Origin of the sequence: Pseudomonas sp. F8002, from assembly GCF_013385495.1 — a bacterium.
GTDB lineage: Bacteria > Pseudomonadota > Gammaproteobacteria > Pseudomonadales > Pseudomonadaceae > Aquipseudomonas.
Window position 1 is genome coordinate 1 of record NZ_JACAPW010000026.1, and the last position, 17,340, is coordinate 17,340.

Genomic DNA, 17,340 nt, shown 5'->3' on the forward strand with positions numbered 1-17,340 from the left:
CGCTTCGTGGTGCCGGAGTGAGGGAACACCGAGCCTAGGCGAGGCGCCGACAGGCGGGGCAGAGCGCTTTGGTTACTTTGCCGCTTTTGCAAAGTGACTCGCTGTAAGAGCGAAACCATAAGCCGCCGTTACCCAAATAACGGATATGTACCCAGCCAGGTCAAACCGACAAGTACCGACTGATAGTCGCCTCATCCACCCGATCCCGAGTTTCCTCAATCACAAACCTCCCCTTCTCAATCACCAAAAACCGATCAGCAATTTCCAAAGTAAACGACAACACCTGCTCAGAAACAACAATCGTCAAATCCCGCAAATTGCGAATCTCCTTAAGCGTACGAGCAATGTCCTTGATGATCGAAGGCTGAATCCCCTCAGTCGGCTCATCGAGCAACAACACCTTGGGATTCGTCGCCAACGCCCGGGCAATCGCCAACTGCTGTTGCTGCCCCCCAGACAAATTCCCACCCTTGCGCGAACGCATGTCATACAGCACCGGAAACAGCGCATACAAATCCTCAGGCACCCTGCCCCGGGCCGCCGCCGGCAACCCAGTCTGAATATTCTCCAACACACTCATGCTGGGAAAAATCATCCGCCCCTGCGGCACATAGGCAATCCCCCGCTTCACCCGCTCATGGGTTTCAAGCGCAGACACATCATGCCCATCCACACTGACCTGCCCCTGCCACTGCGGCAAAATACCCATCAGGCTCTTGAACAACGTGGTCTTGCCCATCCCGTTGCGCCCCATCACCGCGACGATCTCACGCTTCGCCACATCCAGCTCCAGGTCGTGAAGAATCTGGCTCTGCCCGTACCCACACGACAGTTTGTCGATCTTGAACATGCCCGACTCCTCAGTGGCCCAAATACACTTCAATGACTTTCGGATTGCTCTGCACCGACTCCATGCTGCCCTCGGCCAGCACCTTGCCCTGATGCAAAACCGTGACCTTGTGGGCAATGCTCTTGACGAACTCCATGTCGTGCTCGATCACCAACACCGAGCGCCCCTGGCTGATGCGCTTGAGCAACTCGGCCGTTTGCGCCCGCTCGTTGACGCTCATCCCGGCCACCGGCTCGTCGAGCATCAGCAATTCAGGGTCTTGCATCAGCAGCATGCCAATCTCCAGCCACTGCTTTTGCCCGTGGGACAGCAGGTCCGCCTGCTGCTGCAACAAGTCGCCGAGGAAGATTTCCCGCGCCACCTCCTCGACCCGCGCAATCACCTGGGCATTACGCTTGAAAAACAGCGCGCCCCACACCTTGCGCCCGGCCGGATACGACATCTCGAGGTTTTCAAACACCGTGAGGTTTTCGTAGATCGATGGGTTCTGGAACTTGCGCCCTACCCCGGCGCGCACGATGTTGTATTCGCGCATTTTGGTCAATTCCTGGCCGTCGAACTGGATGCTGCCACTGGTGGCGCGGGTCTTGCCGCAGATCAAATCCAGCACCGTGGTTTTGCCGGCGCCGTTGGGCCCGATCACCACCCGCACTTCATTGCGGTCGATATACAGGTTGAGGTTGTCGACAGCCTTGAAGCCATCGAATGACACGGTGAGGCCTTCGATAGCCAACACCGGTTTCTTCATTTCAAAACCAACGGCGGTCATGGCTGTGTCTCCAGGATCTTGGCTTCAGCCTTGGGCTTGATCTTCGCCGGTTCGGCCTTGATCACCGGCTTGCGCCGCAACACTCGGGCCAGGGCCTGGCGACCATGGCTGTCCCACAACCCCGCCAGGCCGTTGGGGAAGTACATGACCACGGCGATAAACAACCCGCCCATCAGGTACAGCCAAAGCTCGGGGAAGGATTCGGAAAAGTAGGTCTTGCCATAGTTCACCAGCAACGCGCCATACACCGCGCCCAGCAACGACATGCGCCCGCCCACCGCGGCAAAGATCACCATCTCGATGGACGGCACGATGCCCACGAACGACGGCGACATAAAGCCCACCTGCAAGGCAAACATCGCCCCGCCAATCGCCGAGAACGCCGCCGCCACGCAGAACACGAAAATCTTGAAGCTGGCCACGTCATACCCGGAAAACCGTACCCGCTCTTCCTTGTCGCGCATGGCCATCAACAGCCGGCCCAGTTTCGAGGCGAGGATGAAACGGCCAATGAAAATGCAGCCAAACAACAGCCCGGCGTTGATGAAATACAGGATCATCTTCGCGCCGTCACCGCGCAGGTCCCAGCCCAGCAGGGTCTTGAGGTCAGTAATGCCATTGACACCACCGGTAAGGCCTTGCTGGCCGACGATCAGCACCGTGAGGATCAGCGCAATCGCCTGGGTGACGATGGAGAAATACACATCGCCCACCCGCCGCTTGAACAGCGCCATGCCGATGATGAACGCCAGCAGCACCGGCACCGCAATCACCGCGAACAGGGTGAAGGTGAAGCTGTGGAACGGCTGCCAGAGCCACGGCAATTCGGTGATCTGGTTCCAGTCCATGAAGTCCGGGATGCCCGGGGTGGACTGGATCTTGGTGCTGATCGGGTCCGAGGCCTCAAGCTTCAGGAACATCGCCATGCAGTAGCCGCCGACGCCGAAAAACACCCCCTGCCCGAGGCTGAGAATCCCGCCATAGCCCCAGCACAGCACCAGGCCCACCGCGACGAACGCGTAGGTCAGGTACTTGCCGACCATGTTCAGCCGGAAGGCGTCCAGGGTCAGCGGGAACACCACGAGGATCAACAGCGCCAACAGCACGATGCCGATCAGGTTTTGCTGGCCGCCCAGCAGTTTGTCTAGAGCCTTCATCGGTTCGCCTCTACTTGCGCACTTTGATGGAGAACAACCCTTGCGGGCGCAGCATCAGGATCAGGATCACCGACGACAGCGTCAGCACCTTGGCCATCGAGCCACTGAGGAAAAACTCCGACAGCGATTGGGTCTGGGCAATCACGAACGCCGAGGCAATGGTGCCGAACAGGCTTTGCGCGCCGCCGAATACGACGACCAGGAAGGTGTCGACGATGTACTGCGAACCGGCGGTCGGCCCGGTGGAGCCGATGGTGGTGAACGCCGCACCGGCCACGCCCGCCACGCCGCAGCCGAGGGCGAAGGTCATGCGGTCGACCTTGCGCGTGTTGATGCCCACCGCCCGGCTCATCAAGCGGTTCTGCACGGTGGCGCGCACCTGCAAGCCCCAGCGCGAACGGTAGAGCATGACGAAGATCGCCCCGGTCAGCAGCACGGTCAGGCCCATCATGAACAGGCCGTTGCGCGGGATCTCGATGGCGTCGCTGAGGTTCACCGAACCCATCAGCCAGGCCGGCGGTTCGGCACTCACTTCACGGGCGCCGAACACCGAGCGGAAGGTTTGCTGCATCACCAGGGACAAACCCCAGGTGGCGAGCAAAGTGTCCAGGGGCCGCTTGTACAAGCGGCTGATCATCGCCCATTCCACCAGCCAGCCCACGGCGCCGGCGACGAGGAATGAGAGGGCAATGGCAACGAAAAAGTAGTACGGCTGAAAGCCTGGCGCGAAATGCGCGGTAAGGCTGGAACAGACGTAGGTGGTGTAGGCGCCAATGGTCAGGAACTCACCGTGGGCCATGTTGATCACGCCCATCTGGCCGAAGATGATTGCCAGTCCCAATGCCATCAGCAACAGCACGCAGAACACGGACAAGCCGTTGAACCCCTGCATCGCCGCGATGGCTCCAAATTCCGATAGCCATTCCATGATGATGGTCTCCTGAGCGGGAGGTTGAAATGCAATCTGCTTCTGCTTTATGTGGGAGCTGGCTTGTGTGGGAGCGGGCTTGCTCGCGAATACGGTGTGTCAGTACCGGATGCACTCACTGATTCACCGCTTTCGCGAGCAAGCCCGCTCCCACACAAAACCAGTTCCCACATTCAGATCAGCGCCAGACCCGAGGTTATTGATAGCCTTTCGGAAACGGATTCGGCTCGATCAGATCCGACTCGTAGATCACCTTGAACTGCCCGTTTGGCTGCACTTCACCAATGCGCGACTTGCTCCACAGGTGATGGTTTTCGTGGATCTTCACATAGCCTTCCGGCGCGTTTTTCAACTCGATGCCAGGCGATGCGGCGACGACTTTATCCACGTCGAAACTGCCGGCCTTCTCCACCGCCGCTTTCCACAACCAGGGGCCGAGGTAGGCCGCCTGGGTCACATCACCGATCACTGCATCCTTGCCGTACTTGGCCTTGAACGCTTCCACGAAGGCTTTGTTGTTCGGGTTGTCGAGGCTCTGGAAGTACTTCATCGAGGCATAGAAGCCAGCCATGTTTTCGCCGCCGATGCCTAGCAGTTCGTCTTCGGTCACCGACAGGGTCAACAGGGTTTGCTTGGACGCGTTCACACCCGCTGCGTTGAGCTGTTTGTAGAAGGCCACGTTGGAGCCGCCCACCACGGCGGCAAACACCACGTCAGGCTTTTTCAGCTTGACCTTGTTGATCAGCGAACCGAACTGGGTATTGCCCAGCGGGTAGTAGTCTTCGCCGACCACGGTGCCGTGCAGCACGTTTTCAATGTGCTTGCGCGCGATCTTCATCGAGGTGCGCGGCCAGATGTAGTCCGAGCCCACCAGGTAGAAGGTTTTGGCGCCCTTGGTCTTCGCGATCCAGTCGAGGCTGGCAAGGATTTGCTGGGTCGCTTCCTGGCCGGTGTAGATCACGTTTTTCGACTGTTCCAGGCCTTCATAGAATGTCGGGTAGTAGAGCAGGCCGTTTTCTTTCTCGAAGATCGGCAATACGGCTTTACGTGAAGCGGAGGTCCAGCAGCCGAACACTGCCGCCACCTTGTCGTTCACCAGCAGTTTCTTGGCCTTTTCGGCGAAGGTCGGCCAGTCGGACGCGCCGTCTTCCTGGATCACCTTGATCTGCCGCCCGAGGATCCCGCCCGAGGCGTTGATCTGCTCGATGGCCAGGCGTTCGGCCTGGATCGAACCGGTTTCGGAAATCGCCATGGTGCCGGTGGCCGAGTGCAACTGACCGACGGTAACTTCGGTCGGCGTCACCGCCAGGCCTTCGTTGTCGGCCATGACGCCATGGCTGAACAGACTCGCCGCCAGCAGTGATAAAGCCAACAACGGTTTGGAGCGGATCAATCGTGATTCCATGGGGCGACTCCTCTGCAATGAGGGGTTCAGCATGGCGGCAGGTGGCCACGGCGGGTATACGCAGCCTGACGTAACGGGGTACGTCATTTGACGTATGCCGTTGCGCACCATTTTCGAGCAGGATCCCGCCCGCCTTGGGAAAGGAAACCCCTGTGGCGAGGGAGCTTGCTCCCGTTGGGCTGCGCAGCGGCCCCAAAACCGGCGACCCGGTTCTGTCTGGAAAAATGAAGTGGTCTTGCTGGGCCTGCTTCGCAGTCCAACGGGAGCAAGCTCCCTCGCCACGAAGAGCGCACCCCGCAGGACTGGGGCACGAATATTGCTGCCATCTCCCCATCCTTGCAGGAGTTCCCCACCGTGCACCCCCTCCCCGGCACCCAGCGCATCGTCAAGATCCGCCGCGACTACAACTCCTGGGTCGCCGACGAGACCATGGAAGACTACGCCCTGCGCTACACCCCGAAGTCCTTCCGCAAATGGTCGGAACTGCGCATCGCCAACACCGCCTTGGGCGCGGTGTCGTTCCTGGCGCTGGAGGCCATCGGCGGCGTATTGGCCTTGAGCTACGGCTTTACCAACACCTTCTGGGCGATCCTCGCCATCAGCCTGGTGATCTTTCTCACCGGCCTGCCCATCAGCTACTACGCCGCCCGCTATGGCGTAGACATGGACCTGCTGACCCGCGGCGCGGGCTTCGGTTACATCGGCTCCACCATCACCTCGCTGATCTACGCCAGCTTCACCTTCCTGTTCTTCGCCCTGGAAGCGGCGATCATGGCCCTGGCCCTGGAGTTGTATTTCCATATCCCGCTGGCCATCGCCTATGTCATCTGTTCACTGCTGGTGATCCCGCTGGTGGCCTACGGCGTAACGCTGATCAGCCGCCTGCAACTGTGGACGCAACCGTTGTGGCTGGTGCTGCTGGTGCTGCCCTATGGCTTCGTGTTGTGGAAGAACCCCGAGGCCTTCAGCGACTGGACCAGCTTTGTCGGCCGCAGCAGCGACGGTGGCGACTTCAATCTGCTGTCGTTCTGCGCCGCCTGCACCGTGGCGCTGTCGCTGGTCACGCAGATCGGCGAACAGGTGGACTACCTGCGCTTCCTTCCGGAAAAAACCAGCGCCAACCGCAAGCGCTGGTGGGCCGCGCTGTTATGCGCCGGGCCCGGCTGGATCGTGCCGGGGGCGTTGAAAATGTTCGCCGGGGCGTTCCTGGCGTTCCTCGCCCTGCAACATGAAATCCCCATGGAGCGCGCCGCCGAGCCAACCCAGATGTACCTCGTCGCGTTCGGCTATGTGTTCTCCTCTCCCGAATGGGCGCTGGGGGCGATGGTGCTGTTCGTGTTCATCTCGCAGATGAAGATCAACCTGACCAACGCCTACGCCGGCTCCCTGGCCTGGTCGAACTTCTTTGCCCGCGTGACCCACAGCCACCCCGGCCGCGTGGTGTGGCTGGTGTTCAACGTCGCCATTGCGCTGATGCTGATGGAGCTCGGCGTGTTCGATGTGATCGAGCAGGTGCTGGGGCTCTACGCGAATATCGCGATTGCCTGGATCGGCACACTGGTAGCGGACCTGGTAATCAACAAGCCCCTGGGCCTGTCGCCCAAACACATCGAATTCAAGCGTGCGCACCTCTACGACATCAACCCGGTGGGCGTCGGCTCGATGCTGATTGCCTCGCTGCTGTCGATTCTCGCCCACTTCGGCCTGTTCGGCGCCCTGGCCCAGGCTGCGCCACCGTTTGTCGCGCTGGGCACCGCGTTAATCATGGCGCCGCTATTGGCGTGGCTGACCAAGGGCCGCTACTACATTGCGCGCAGCAGCGAGGCGCAATTGATACACCCGCAACCCGGCACCGGCCTGGTGATCTGCGGGCTGTGCAGCAACCCGTTCGAGACCGCCGACATGGCGTTCTGCCCGGCCTACAGCACGCCGATCTGCTCGCTCTGTTGCTCACTGGATGCGCGTTGCGGCGACCGTTGCAAACCCCACGCGCGCCTGGCCAGCCAGTTCGAAGGGGTGCTGCGCTGGTTGCTGCCGACCACGCTGGTACCGCGCCTGCATACGCGGCTGGCGCATTACCTCGGATTGTTGATGGCGCTGGTACTGATGCTCGCCGGGGCCCTGGCGCTGATCTACATGCAGGCGGCCCAGGGTTTGCCCCATTCGCAAACCTTGTACCAGGCGTTTTTCAAGGCGTTCCTCACGCTCTCGGTGCTGGCCGCCGTACTCGCCTGGTGGGTAGTACTCACCCGCGAAAGCCGGCGGGTGGCCCAGGAAGAGTCCGACCGGCAAACCTCGCTGCTGATGCAGGAGATCGCCGCCCACAGCCTCACCGACCAGGCCCTGCAACAGGCCAAGGAAGCCTCGGAAGCAGCGAACGCGGCCAAGAGTCGCTACGTCACCGGGCTGTCCCACGAGCTGCGCACGCCGCTCAACAGCATCCTTGGCTTCACCCAGATCCTGCAGCGCGACAGTGCCATGCCCGAACAGCATCAGGACGCCCTGGCGACCATCCTGCGCAGCGGCTCGCACCTGCTGTCGCTGATCGACGGCCTGCTGGACGTGGCGAAGATCGAGGCCGGCAAGCTGCGCCTGGAGCTCACCGAAATCCCCTTCCCGGAACTGATCCACGACCTGGAGCAGATGTTCACCCCCCAGGCCGAAGACAAGGGCCTGCGCTTTCGCCTGGACTGCGTGGGCAAGATCCCCGCCGTAGTGCGCGGCGATGAAAAACGCGTGCGGCAGATCCTGATCAACCTGCTGGGCAACGCGATCAACTTTACCGACAGCGGCGAGGTGCGCCTGCGGGTCAGCTACATGCGCGAGACCGCCAACTTCGAAATCATCGACACCGGCATCGGGATTGACCCCGAACAGATCGAGCGGATTTTCCAGCCGTTCGAACGCGGCGACCTGATGCGCCAGGACAAGGGCGTGGGTCTGGGCCTGACCATCACACGCATGCTGACCTCGTTGATGGGCGGCGAATTGCGGGTGGTCAGCGAGCTGGACAAGGGCACCTGCTTCCAGGTACGGCTGTTCCTGTCCCAGGTCCGCGTGCCGCAAGCCGTGGTGCATGTGGAGCACGACATCATCGGCTACCACGGCGAACGACGGCGCATCCTGGTGGTGGATGACCACGTGGACCATCGCAAGGTGCTCAGCGGCATGCTCACGCCCCTGGGCTTCGAGGTGTCCCAGGCCAGCAACGGCCAGGAGGCGATCCGCCAGGTGGCGCTGCTGTCGCCGGACCTGATCCTGATGGACCTGTCGATGCCGACCATGGACGGCTGGGCCACCAGCCGGATGATCCGGCGTAATGCGCTGTCTGCCGCGCCGATTATCATCATCTCCGCCAACGCCTTCACTGACGACCGCGAACGCAGCATCGCCGGCGCCTGCAACGACTACCTGGCCAAGCCGGTGCGTACCCCTGAACTGCTCGGACGCCTGCAACTGCACCTGGACTTGCAATGGCTGCGCCGTCGCACACCGCTCGCCGCGCCGGTCGCGACCCAAGGCGCGCTACCCAGCGCAGAAGAACTCGCGGTGCTCGCCGAACTGAGCGCCATTGGCTATGTGCGTGGTTTGCATGAAAAGCTCGACGCCATCGTGCTGGACAGCCCAGGTACCGCACCGTTCATCAATAAGCTCCGGGCCTTGCTGAAAAGCTTTCGCCTGGAAGAACTCAACCGAATCCTGAAGGAGGCCGAAGATGAATGCCTTGACCCACAGCGCTGAGCCCGGCGTGGTGCTGATTGTCGACGACACCCCGGACAACCTGGCCATGCTCTCCGACGCCCTGGACGACGCCGGCTACATGGTGCTGGTGGCGCTGGACGGCCTCAGCGCGCTGAACCGCGTGCAACGCCGGCGCCCGGATTTGATCCTGCTGGACGCGGTGATGCCCGGGCTGGACGGCTTTGAAACCTGCCGCCGGCTCAAGGCACAACCGGCCAGCGCGGATATTCCGGTGGTGTTCATGACTGGGCTGACCGACAGCAAGCATGTGGTGCAGGGGTTCGAGGTGGGCGGCAGCGATTACGTGACCAAGCCGATCCAGACCGATGAAGTGCTGGCGCGGGTGGCGGCGCATTTGCGTACGTCGCGGATTTTGCTGTCGGCGCGTGCGGCGACACAGCCGAGCGTGATCACCCTGGAGGATGAGCCGGCGCACAAGCTATTGTCGGCGCGGTTTCAGTTGACGGAGCGGGAGGTGGAAGTGCTGCGTTGGGTGGCGTGTGGCAAGACCAATCGGGATATTGGCGACATTCTTGGGTTGAGTCCGAGGACGGTGAACAAGCATCTGGAGCATGTGTATGTGAAGCTGGGAGTGGAGACGCGCACGGCGGCGACTTCGGTGGCGATGGCGGCGATGAGTCCAATCCGGATCCCACAGATGGCCACGATCTAAAATGTGGGAGCGGGCTTGCTCGCGAATGCGGTGTGTCAGTCACCAAATTTTTTACTGATACACCGCATTCGCGAGCAAGCCCGCTCCCACATTTGATCTGTGTCGTTACTGGTATTACCTACCCACCGAAGATCTGCGAAGGCCGGCGCAACGTCGGATCAAACGGGTTGATCTTCGGCCCGATCGCCGCCGCCTCGCGCTTCAACAACTCCACCACCGTCGGCAACCGCCCCGGCCCCAGGCGGTCGCTGATGGTCGCCACACTCAACGCCGCCACCGCATGCCCATTGCGATCCAGGATCGGCACCGCCAACCCGGCCATGCCTTCCAGCACCCCGGTGTTTCGCGCCGCATACCCCAACCGCCGCACACTCTCCACCTCCGAACGCAAAAACACCTCGTCGTACAGGTGAAAATCCTTGAGCCGCGGCAAGTTGTAGCGGATCACCGTCTCGCGCTCTTCCTCCGGCAAAAACGCCAAAATCGCCAGGCTGCCCTGCCCCACGCCCAGCGCCACGCGGCCGCCGATATCACCGGTAAAGGTACGGATCGGATACGGCCCTTCACTGCGGTCCAGGCAGATCGCATCAAACCCGCTGCGCGCCAGCAGGAACAATGAATCCCCCAACGACGCACTGAGGCGCAACATGCTCGGCCGCACCAGGTCCCGCAGGTTGCCGGTGTTGCCCGCATTCGCCGCCAGTGCGAAGAACTCCAGGCTCAGCCGATAGCGCTTGCTACGCGCATCCTGCTCCACCATGCCCTCGTCCATCAGGCTGCGCAGCAGTCGGTGGGTGGTGGGTTGCGACAGCCCCACCTGCTGCGCCAGTTGCGTCACCCGTTCACCACCGTCCGGCGCCGCGCCGAGGATGCGCAGTAATGCAAACAACCGGGAGACGCCACCGGCGCCGACTTCCTTGACACTTTCATTCCGCTCAGTGGAATCCATAAGCCGATATCTCACACTAAATTCTGGTCAGTGAATGAAACTGAAAAAAGTACTCTATCCAGTGAAATTCCATCTTCCGCCATCCTAGTCTTTCGCCCTAATCTGCGTCCACAGGGGCGAAATGAACAACTAACGGCAGCCGACTCAAGATCGAGCGCCAACGCACCCGCAACACCCTTTTCGCATCTGCCCAAAACAAAAAAGCGCGTTTCGACGCGACTCAAAAAGGTGGAACGCAGACATGGCTTTTCTCCAACTCAACGCCTTGAGCAAACGCTACGGCGCCGTCGACGCGGTGGTCGCCACTGATCTTGCGGTGGAAAAAGGCGAATTCGTGTCCCTGCTCGGCCCCTCGGGCTGCGGCAAGACCACCACCTTGCAAATGATCGCCGGCTTCGTCGACGTCACCGGTGGCCAGATCGTCCTCGACGGTCGCGACATCACCCATGCCAAACCCGCCAGCCGCGGCCTCGGCGTGGTGTTCCAGAGCTACGCGCTGTTCCCCCACATGAGCGTGCGCGACAACGTCGCCTTCGGCCTGAAGATGCGCAAGGTGCCTGCCACTGAGATCGCAAGCAGAGTCAAGACCGTGCTGGAACTGGTGCGCCTGGCGCCCCACGCCGAGCGCTACCCGCGGGAACTGTCCGGCGGCCAGCGCCAGCGCGTGGCCCTGGCCCGCGCCCTGGTGATCGAGCCGCCAGTGTTGCTGCTGGACGAGCCCCTCTCCAACCTCGACGCCAACCTGCGCGAAGAGATGCAGTTCGAGATCCGTCGCATCCAGTGTGAAGTCGGGATCACCACCCTGATGGTCACCCACGACCAGGCCGAGGCGCTGTCCATCAGCGACCGGGTAGTAGTGATGCAGGCCGGGCGCGTGACGCAGATCGACGCGCCGTACAAACTCTATGAACACCCGCGCACACGCTTTATCTCGGATTTTGTCGGCAAGGCCAACCTGCTGGCGGGCGACTTCGATCAACTCGGCGCGCCGCAAGTGCGCTTCGAGCCCGGCAACGGCGAACTGACCCTGAGCCTGCGCCCGGAAAAGATCGACCTGGTGGCGGCCGGCAACGGCCGGCTGCAAGGCAGGATCCTCGACAGCTACTTCTTCGGCAGCCAATGGCTGTACCGCATCAAGACCCAGATCGGCGAGCTGACCGTGGTCCGCCGCAATGACGGCAGCGCGCCATTGGCTTGCGGCGCTGCAGTGGGCCTGGACTGGGAGTCGAACCTGTTGCGGGTGCTGGCCGCGGATGAGGTGCGCGCATGAGCCGTGGCTACCTGTTGTCGTTGCCGGCGCTGGTGTTGTTTTTCGGGCTGCTGATCCTGCCCCTGGGCCTGACACTGGTGCTGTCGTTCAACGTGTTCGACTATCAGGTAGGGGTGAAGGCCGATGAGTGGACCTTCGCCCACTACCTGTCGCTGTTCAGCGATTCGTACTTCTACGAGATCTTCTGGCGCACCTTCTGGATCAGTGCCCTGGTGACCTTGCTCTGCGTGGTGATCGGCGTGCCCGAGGCCTACATCCTCAGCCGCATGGGCACGCCATGGCGCTCGATCTTCCTGATCCTGATCCTCACCCCGCTGTTGATTTCAGTGGTGGTGCGGGCCTTCGGCTGGAGCCTGCTGCTGGGTGCCGATGGCCTGGTGAACCAGGTGATCCAGGCCCTGGGCGGCAAGCCGGTGAAGCTGCTGTACACCTCGTTCGCCGTGATCATCGCACTGGTACACGTGATGCTGCCGTTCATGATCATCCCGGTGTGGACCTCCCTGCAGAAGCTCGACCCGTCGGCGGAACAGGCGGCGCTGTCCCTGGGTGCCAGCCAGGCCACGGTGATGCGCAAGATCGTGTTGCCGCAGGTAATGCCCGGCGTGCTGTCCGGCACCCTGATCGTGTTCGGCCTGGCTGCCAGCTCCTTCGCGATCCCCGGCCTGCTGGGCGGACGCCGCCTGAAGATGGTCGCCACGGTGGTCTACGACCAATACCTCTCGGAACTCAACTGGCCCATGGGCGCGACCATCGCGGTGGTGCTGCTGTTGGTCAACTTGCTGATCATGCTGAGCTGGAACCGCATGGTCGAAGGCCGCTACAAAAAGTCCCTGGGAGTATAAGACGATGTCCAGAAACGGTCCTTTGGCCCTGGGCTTTCACGGCCTGGTGGTGCTGTTCATGATGGCGCCGCTGGTGGTGGTGTGCCTGGTGGCCTTCACCCCGGAAAACACCTTGAGCCTGCCCACTTCGGGCTTCTCCCTGCGCTGGTTTCATGCGGTGTTCGAGCGCGCGGACTTTATCCAGGCGTTCTACAACAGCCTGGTCCTGGCGTTCGTTGCCGCCACCCTGGCGACGTTGATCGCGGTGCCGGCGGCGCTGGCAATCAGTCGCTACCAGTTCCCCGGCCGTAACTTCTTCAGTGCGCTGTTCCTCTCACCGATCATCATCCCGCACCTGGTGCTGGGGGTGGCGATGCTGCGGCTGTTCGCAATGATGGGCGTCAACGGCAGCTTCACCTGGTTGATGCTGGCCCACGTGGTGATCATCACGCCTTACGTATTGCGCCTGGTATTGGCGGCCGCCATCGGCATTGACCGCAGCGCCGAGCAGGCTGCCGAATCCCTCGGCGCCAGCCGCTTCACCCTGTTTCGCCAGATCACCTTGCCGATGATTCTGCCCGGCGTGGCCGGCGGCTGGTTGCTGGCGTTCATCAACAGTTTCGATGAAGTGACCCTGTCGATCTTTGTCAGCTCGCCGGCCACCCAGACCTTGCCGGTGCGCATGTACGTGTACGCCACCGAATCCATCGACCCGATGATGGCGGCCGTGTCGGCGCTGGTGATCGGGTTGACGGCGGCGGCAATGATTCTGCTGGACCGGGTCTACGGCCTGGATCGCGTGTTGGTAGGGAAACATTGATGGCACTGTTCAAACGACTGGCGGAAACCGAGCGGCCCAGCCTGGCGTTCACCCTCGATGGACAGCCTGCCACGGGCCTGCTTGGGGACACCTTGCTGACTGCCGTACTGACCTGCGCCGAGCACCTGCGGGGCAGTGATTTCAGCGCCGAACGCCGCGCCGGTTTCTGCCTGATGGGAGCTTGCCAGGATTGCTGGGTACGGCTGGAGGATGGTCGGCGAGTGCGCGCCTGTTCGACCTTGCTGGAAGACGGCCAGGCGATTCGCCGTGACCCGGGGCGCCAGGCATGAAGAGCGTGGTGATAGTGGGCGCAGGCCCGGCGGGCATTACCGCAGCCCGGACCTTGCTGGACCATGGCGTAACCCCGGTGTTGGTGGACGAGAGCCTGCGCGGTGGCGGCCAGATCTATCGGCGCCAGCCGGCGAACTTCCAGCGCTCGGCCAAGCAGCTGTATGGGTTTGAAGCGGGCAAGGCGACAGCGCTGCATCGCACCATGGATGAGCTGGCCACCCGGATCGACTACCGGCCGGAAACCCTGGTGTGGAATGCGGAAAATGGCCGCCTGGACATGCTCAACAACGGCCACGCCGAAAGCATCGAATACACGCAGATCATCGTCGCCACGGGCGCCACCGACCGCATCCTGCCCGTGCCGGGCTGGACGCTGCCCGGTGTGTACAGCCTGGGCGCGGCGCAAATCGCGCTGAAGTATCAAGGCTGCGCCATCGGTGAGCGCGTCGCGTTTTGCGGCAGCGGGCCGTTGCTGTACCTGGTGGCGTATCAGTACGCCAAGGCCGGGGCCAAGGTGGTGGCGGTGCTCGACAGCGCGCCGTTCAGCGCCCAATGCCGCGCCTTGCCGGCATTGCTCGGCCAGCCGGCGACCCTGGCCAAGGGTTTGTACTACCGCGCCTGGCTCACGGCCCACGGCATCCCGGTGCATCAAGGGGCAACGCTGTCGCACATCAACGGCGAGCAACGAGTGACGGGCATCCACTGGGACCAGCAGGAAATCGCCTGTGATGCCGTGGCCTTCGCCCATGCCCTGCGCAGCGAGACTCAACTGGCGGATTTACTCGGCTGTGAATTTGCCTGGAATGCATTGAACCGCGCCTGGTTGCCCCAGCGAGATGCGACCGGGCGTAGCAGTGTCGCGGGCGTGTATCTGGCTGGCGACGGTGCAGGAATCATGGGCGCCGATGCGGCGCAAATGGCCGGCGAGCGAGCGGCATTGGCCTTGCTCGAAGACAGCGGTGTTGCCATCGACCACCGTCGCGGGCCCGTGCTGGAACAACAACTGGCAGGTATCCAGCGCTTTCGCCACGGCCTGGAAACCGCCTTCCCCTTCCCGGAAAACTGGGCCGCTGAAGCTCCGGACGAACTGATCCTGTGCCGCTGTGAAGAAGTCAGCGTCGGCGAAGTACGCGCGGTGGTGGACGAAGGCCACTGGGAAGTGAACCGGGTCAAGGCCCATTGCCGGGTTGGCATGGGCCGCTGCCAGGGCCGGATGTGCGGGCTGGCGGCGGCGGAAATCGTTGCCCAGCGCAGTGGCCGCGAGATTGAAAACGTTGGCCGCCTGCGTGGCCAGGCACCGATCAAACCCTTGCCGTTTGGCGTGGAGGTGCAGCCATGATCGACAGTGAAGTGATCGTGTTGGGTGGCGGGATTGTCGGGGCCTCGGCGGCTTTGATGCTGGCGCAAAAAGGTCGGCGCGTGGTGCTGCTGGAGCGGGACTTTTGTGGCTCGCACTCCAGTGGTGTGAACTATGGCGGCGTGCGGCGCCAGGGGCGGCCATTGCACCAACTGCCGCTTTCGCAGCGTGCCCATGAGCTATGGTCCGACTTGCCGGGGCTGATTGGCATCGACGGCGAATACGTGCGCTCCGGGCATTTGAAACTGGCCCGCAGTCATGACGATCTGGCGGCTCTGCAGGCTTACGCCGACGCTACACGCGGCTTTGGCCTGGGCCTGCAAATGCTCGACCACGCTCAACTGCGCGCCCGGTTCCCGTGGGTGGGTGATGTGGCAGTCGGCGCGTCGTTATGCCCCGAAGACGGCCACGCCAATCCGCGCCTGGTCTCCCCCGCCTTTGCCCGCGCAGCGCAACGCCACGGTGCTCGGGTGATGGAGCAAACCGAAGTCACCCATCTTGAACATGACGGCCAGCGGTTTCAGTTGCGCTGTGCCAATGGGCTGCAGCTGCAAGCCCCCTGGCTGCTGAACTGCGCCGGCGCCTGGGCCGGCACCGTGGCCGCGCACTTTGGCGAACCGGTGCCGATGACCTCGGCGCACCCGGCGATGCTGGTGACCGAGCCGTTGCCGGTGGTGATGGACGTGAGCACCGGGGTGGAAGGCGGCGGGATTTATGCGCGGCAAGTCGCTCGGGGCAATTGCATCCTCGGTGGCGGGCGCGGCTTTGCCCTGGGCCCGCAACAAGCCCGCCCGGGCCAGGCGGCGGTGCTGGAGATTCTGCGCAATGCCGGCGAGTTGTACCCGTTCCTCAAGGGTGCCCAGGCGATCCGTACCTGGAGCGGCACCGAAGGTTATCTGCCCGACCACGAACCGGTGATCGGCGACAGCAGCACCCAACCCGGTCTGCTCCACGGTTTCGGCTTTGCCGGCGCCGGGTTCCAGCTCGGCCCTGCGGTCGGTGAAGCCCTGGCAGAGATCGTCTGCACGGGGGCCAGCCGGCAACCCATCGAAGCATTTTCCATCCGTCGTTTCCAAGCCTGAGAGGAAGATTTATGCACATGATCAAACGTACTGCGCTGTCTTGCCTGTCCCTCGCCCTGTTGAGCACGGCGGCCCATGCCGCACCGACGCTGTACCTGGGCATGAACGGCGGGACCATGGAGCGGGTCTACGCCGACAAGGTGCTGCCCGCGTTCGAAAAGGCCAATAACGTCAAGGTGGTGATCGTGCCGGGCACCTCGTCGGACATCCTGGCCAAGGTGCAGGCCAACAAGGACAACCCGCAGATGCACGTGATGTTCCTCGACGACGGCATCATGTACCGCGCGATTTCCATGGGGTTGTGCGAGAAGCTCACGCCCAACCCGATCCTGGACCAGATTCCGGCCAAGGCGAAGATCAAGGAAGAAGCGGTTGCGGTGACGCTCGGGGTGACCGGGTTGGGTTACAACGCCAAGATGTTCAAGGAAAAGGGCTGGGCGCCGCCGACGTCGTGGATGGACCTGGCCGACCCGCGCTTCAAGGACAAGGTGGTGTTCCAGTCGTTGGCCTCGTCCACATTTGGGTTGCACGGGTTCCTCATGTTCAACCGGATTCAGGGGGGTAGCGAGACCAACGTGGAGCCGGGGTTCAAGGCCTGGCCGAAAACCGTCGGGCCCAACGTGCTGGAGTACATCGCCAGCTCGGCGAAGATTTCCGAGATGGTGCAGACGGATGAGGCGGCGATCTTTCCGCTGACGCCGACGCAGGTGACCACGCAGCAGTTGTTGGGTGTGCCGATGGAGTATGCGCAGCCGAAGGAAGGCGCGGTGGTGTTGAACGTGGCGGAGTGTGTGATTGCGCGGAATGACCAGCCGGAGTTGGCGCAAAAACTGGCGCAGTTTTTGTTGACCGCAGAGGCTCAGGCGCCGGCTTTGGAACTGGGGGATCAGATTCCTTCGAATCCTACGACGCCGACTACCGACAAAACCCGGGCGCGGGTAGAGGCGATGAACAGTTATTTGCAGACGGCGATTTCGATTGACTGGGATCAGGTGAACCAGGCACGACCCGAGTGGAATGCGCGGTGGAGTCGGTCGATTGAGCGGTAGGCTTTGGGGGTGAATATCCATTATTTGGGTGATGGCTTAAATGGGTTCCGCTCTTACAGCGGGTCACTTTTGAAAGGAGCCCAAAAGTAACCAAAAGGCTCTTGCCCCACCACTCGGCACCTCGCCTAGGCTCGGTGTGCCCTCACTCCGGCTTTGGACCGTGGGCCGCCGCGATGGG

Annotated in this window: 15 protein-coding genes; 9 read left to right on the forward strand and 6 right to left on the reverse strand. The window is 62.3% G+C overall.

Going from position 1 to position 17,340, the window contains the following annotated elements; genetic code table 11:
* Nucleotides 1–160 precede the first annotated feature (160 nt).
* From urtE to urtA, 5 genes are all read right to left on the reverse strand, one after another.
* Nucleotides 161–850: an urea ABC transporter ATP-binding subunit UrtE gene (gene urtE / locus HX811_RS20045; protein ID WP_102368654.1), complete on the reverse strand. Its 690-nt coding sequence runs from the start codon at nucleotides 848–850 to the stop codon at nucleotides 161–163.
* 10 nt (nucleotides 851–860) lie between these two features.
* Nucleotides 861–1,619 carry an urea ABC transporter ATP-binding protein UrtD gene (gene urtD, locus HX811_RS20050; RefSeq protein WP_003218258.1) on the reverse strand — a complete coding sequence of 253 codons (759 nt, stop codon included), beginning with the start codon at nucleotides 1,617–1,619 and terminating at the stop codon, nucleotides 861–863.
* Nucleotides 1,616–2,776 (reverse strand): urea ABC transporter permease subunit UrtC, encoded by a 1,161-nt coding sequence (urtC, locus tag HX811_RS20055; RefSeq protein ID WP_102606298.1) that lies wholly within the window; start codon nucleotides 2,774–2,776, stop codon nucleotides 1,616–1,618. Before urtC ends, urtD begins: the two co-directional genes overlap by 4 nt.
* Nucleotides 2,777–2,786: 10 nt before the next feature.
* Complete coding sequence (urtB, locus tag HX811_RS20060; protein ID WP_003218261.1) at nucleotides 2,787–3,704, reverse strand: urea ABC transporter permease subunit UrtB; 918 nt, start codon at nucleotides 3,702–3,704, stop codon at nucleotides 2,787–2,789.
* 196 nt (nucleotides 3,705–3,900) lie between these two features.
* Nucleotides 3,901–5,109 (reverse strand): urea ABC transporter substrate-binding protein, encoded by a 1,209-nt coding sequence (gene urtA / locus HX811_RS20065; RefSeq protein ID WP_003218263.1) that lies wholly within the window; start codon nucleotides 5,107–5,109, stop codon nucleotides 3,901–3,903.
* Nucleotides 5,110–5,463: 354 nt separating this feature from the next.
* On the opposite strand from urtA, the gene HX811_RS20070 reads away from it, so the two are divergent.
* Nucleotides 5,464–8,850, forward strand: coding sequence for an ATP-binding protein (locus HX811_RS20070; RefSeq protein ID WP_087695378.1), 3,387 nt, complete (start codon nucleotides 5,464–5,466; stop codon nucleotides 8,848–8,850).
* Nucleotides 8,825–9,523: a response regulator gene (locus HX811_RS20075; RefSeq protein WP_177047066.1), complete on the forward strand. Its 699-nt coding sequence runs from the start codon at nucleotides 8,825–8,827 to the stop codon at nucleotides 9,521–9,523. The genes HX811_RS20070 and HX811_RS20075 overlap by 26 nt, the downstream gene beginning before the upstream one ends.
* 118 nt (nucleotides 9,524–9,641) lie before the next feature.
* Here HX811_RS20075 and HX811_RS20080 read toward each other — a convergent pair whose 3' ends face one another.
* Nucleotides 9,642–10,472, reverse strand: a complete 831-nt coding sequence (locus HX811_RS20080) for an IclR family transcriptional regulator (protein WP_003218269.1) — start codon at nucleotides 10,470–10,472, stop codon at nucleotides 9,642–9,644.
* A gap of 241 nt (nucleotides 10,473–10,713) precedes the next feature.
* On the opposite strand from HX811_RS20080, the gene HX811_RS20085 reads away from it, so the two are divergent.
* The 7 genes from HX811_RS20085 to HX811_RS20115 are packed head-to-tail and all read left to right on the forward strand — an operon-like array spanning nucleotide 10,714 to nucleotide 17,162.
* Nucleotides 10,714–11,742, forward strand: a complete 1,029-nt coding sequence (locus HX811_RS20085; RefSeq protein WP_003218271.1) for an ABC transporter ATP-binding protein — start codon at nucleotides 10,714–10,716, stop codon at nucleotides 11,740–11,742.
* Nucleotides 11,739–12,584, forward strand: a complete 846-nt coding sequence (locus tag HX811_RS20090) for an ABC transporter permease (RefSeq protein ID WP_003218273.1) — start codon at nucleotides 11,739–11,741, stop codon at nucleotides 12,582–12,584. Before HX811_RS20085 ends, HX811_RS20090 begins: the two co-directional genes overlap by 4 nt.
* Before the next feature lie 4 nt (nucleotides 12,585–12,588).
* Entirely contained in the window at nucleotides 12,589–13,383 is a 795-nt protein-coding gene (locus HX811_RS20095) for an ABC transporter permease (RefSeq protein WP_003218275.1), read from the forward strand.
* Entirely contained in the window at nucleotides 13,383–13,673 is a 291-nt protein-coding gene (locus HX811_RS20100) for a (2Fe-2S)-binding protein (protein ID WP_003218277.1), read from the forward strand. Before HX811_RS20095 ends, HX811_RS20100 begins: the two co-directional genes overlap by 1 nt.
* A complete protein-coding gene (locus tag HX811_RS20105) occupies nucleotides 13,670–15,013 on the forward strand; it encodes an NAD(P)/FAD-dependent oxidoreductase (RefSeq protein WP_177047068.1) in 1,344 nt (447 codons plus the stop codon). The genes HX811_RS20100 and HX811_RS20105 overlap by 4 nt, the downstream gene beginning before the upstream one ends.
* Nucleotides 15,010–16,113, forward strand: coding sequence for an FAD-binding oxidoreductase (locus HX811_RS20110; protein WP_008430551.1), 1,104 nt, complete (start codon nucleotides 15,010–15,012; stop codon nucleotides 16,111–16,113). Before HX811_RS20105 ends, HX811_RS20110 begins: the two co-directional genes overlap by 4 nt.
* Nucleotides 16,114–16,130: 17 nt before the next feature.
* Nucleotides 16,131–17,162 carry an ABC transporter substrate-binding protein gene (locus HX811_RS20115; RefSeq protein ID WP_102370242.1) on the forward strand — a complete coding sequence of 344 codons (1,032 nt, stop codon included), beginning with the start codon at nucleotides 16,131–16,133 and terminating at the stop codon, nucleotides 17,160–17,162.
* Nucleotides 17,163–17,340: the final 178 nt, after the last annotated feature.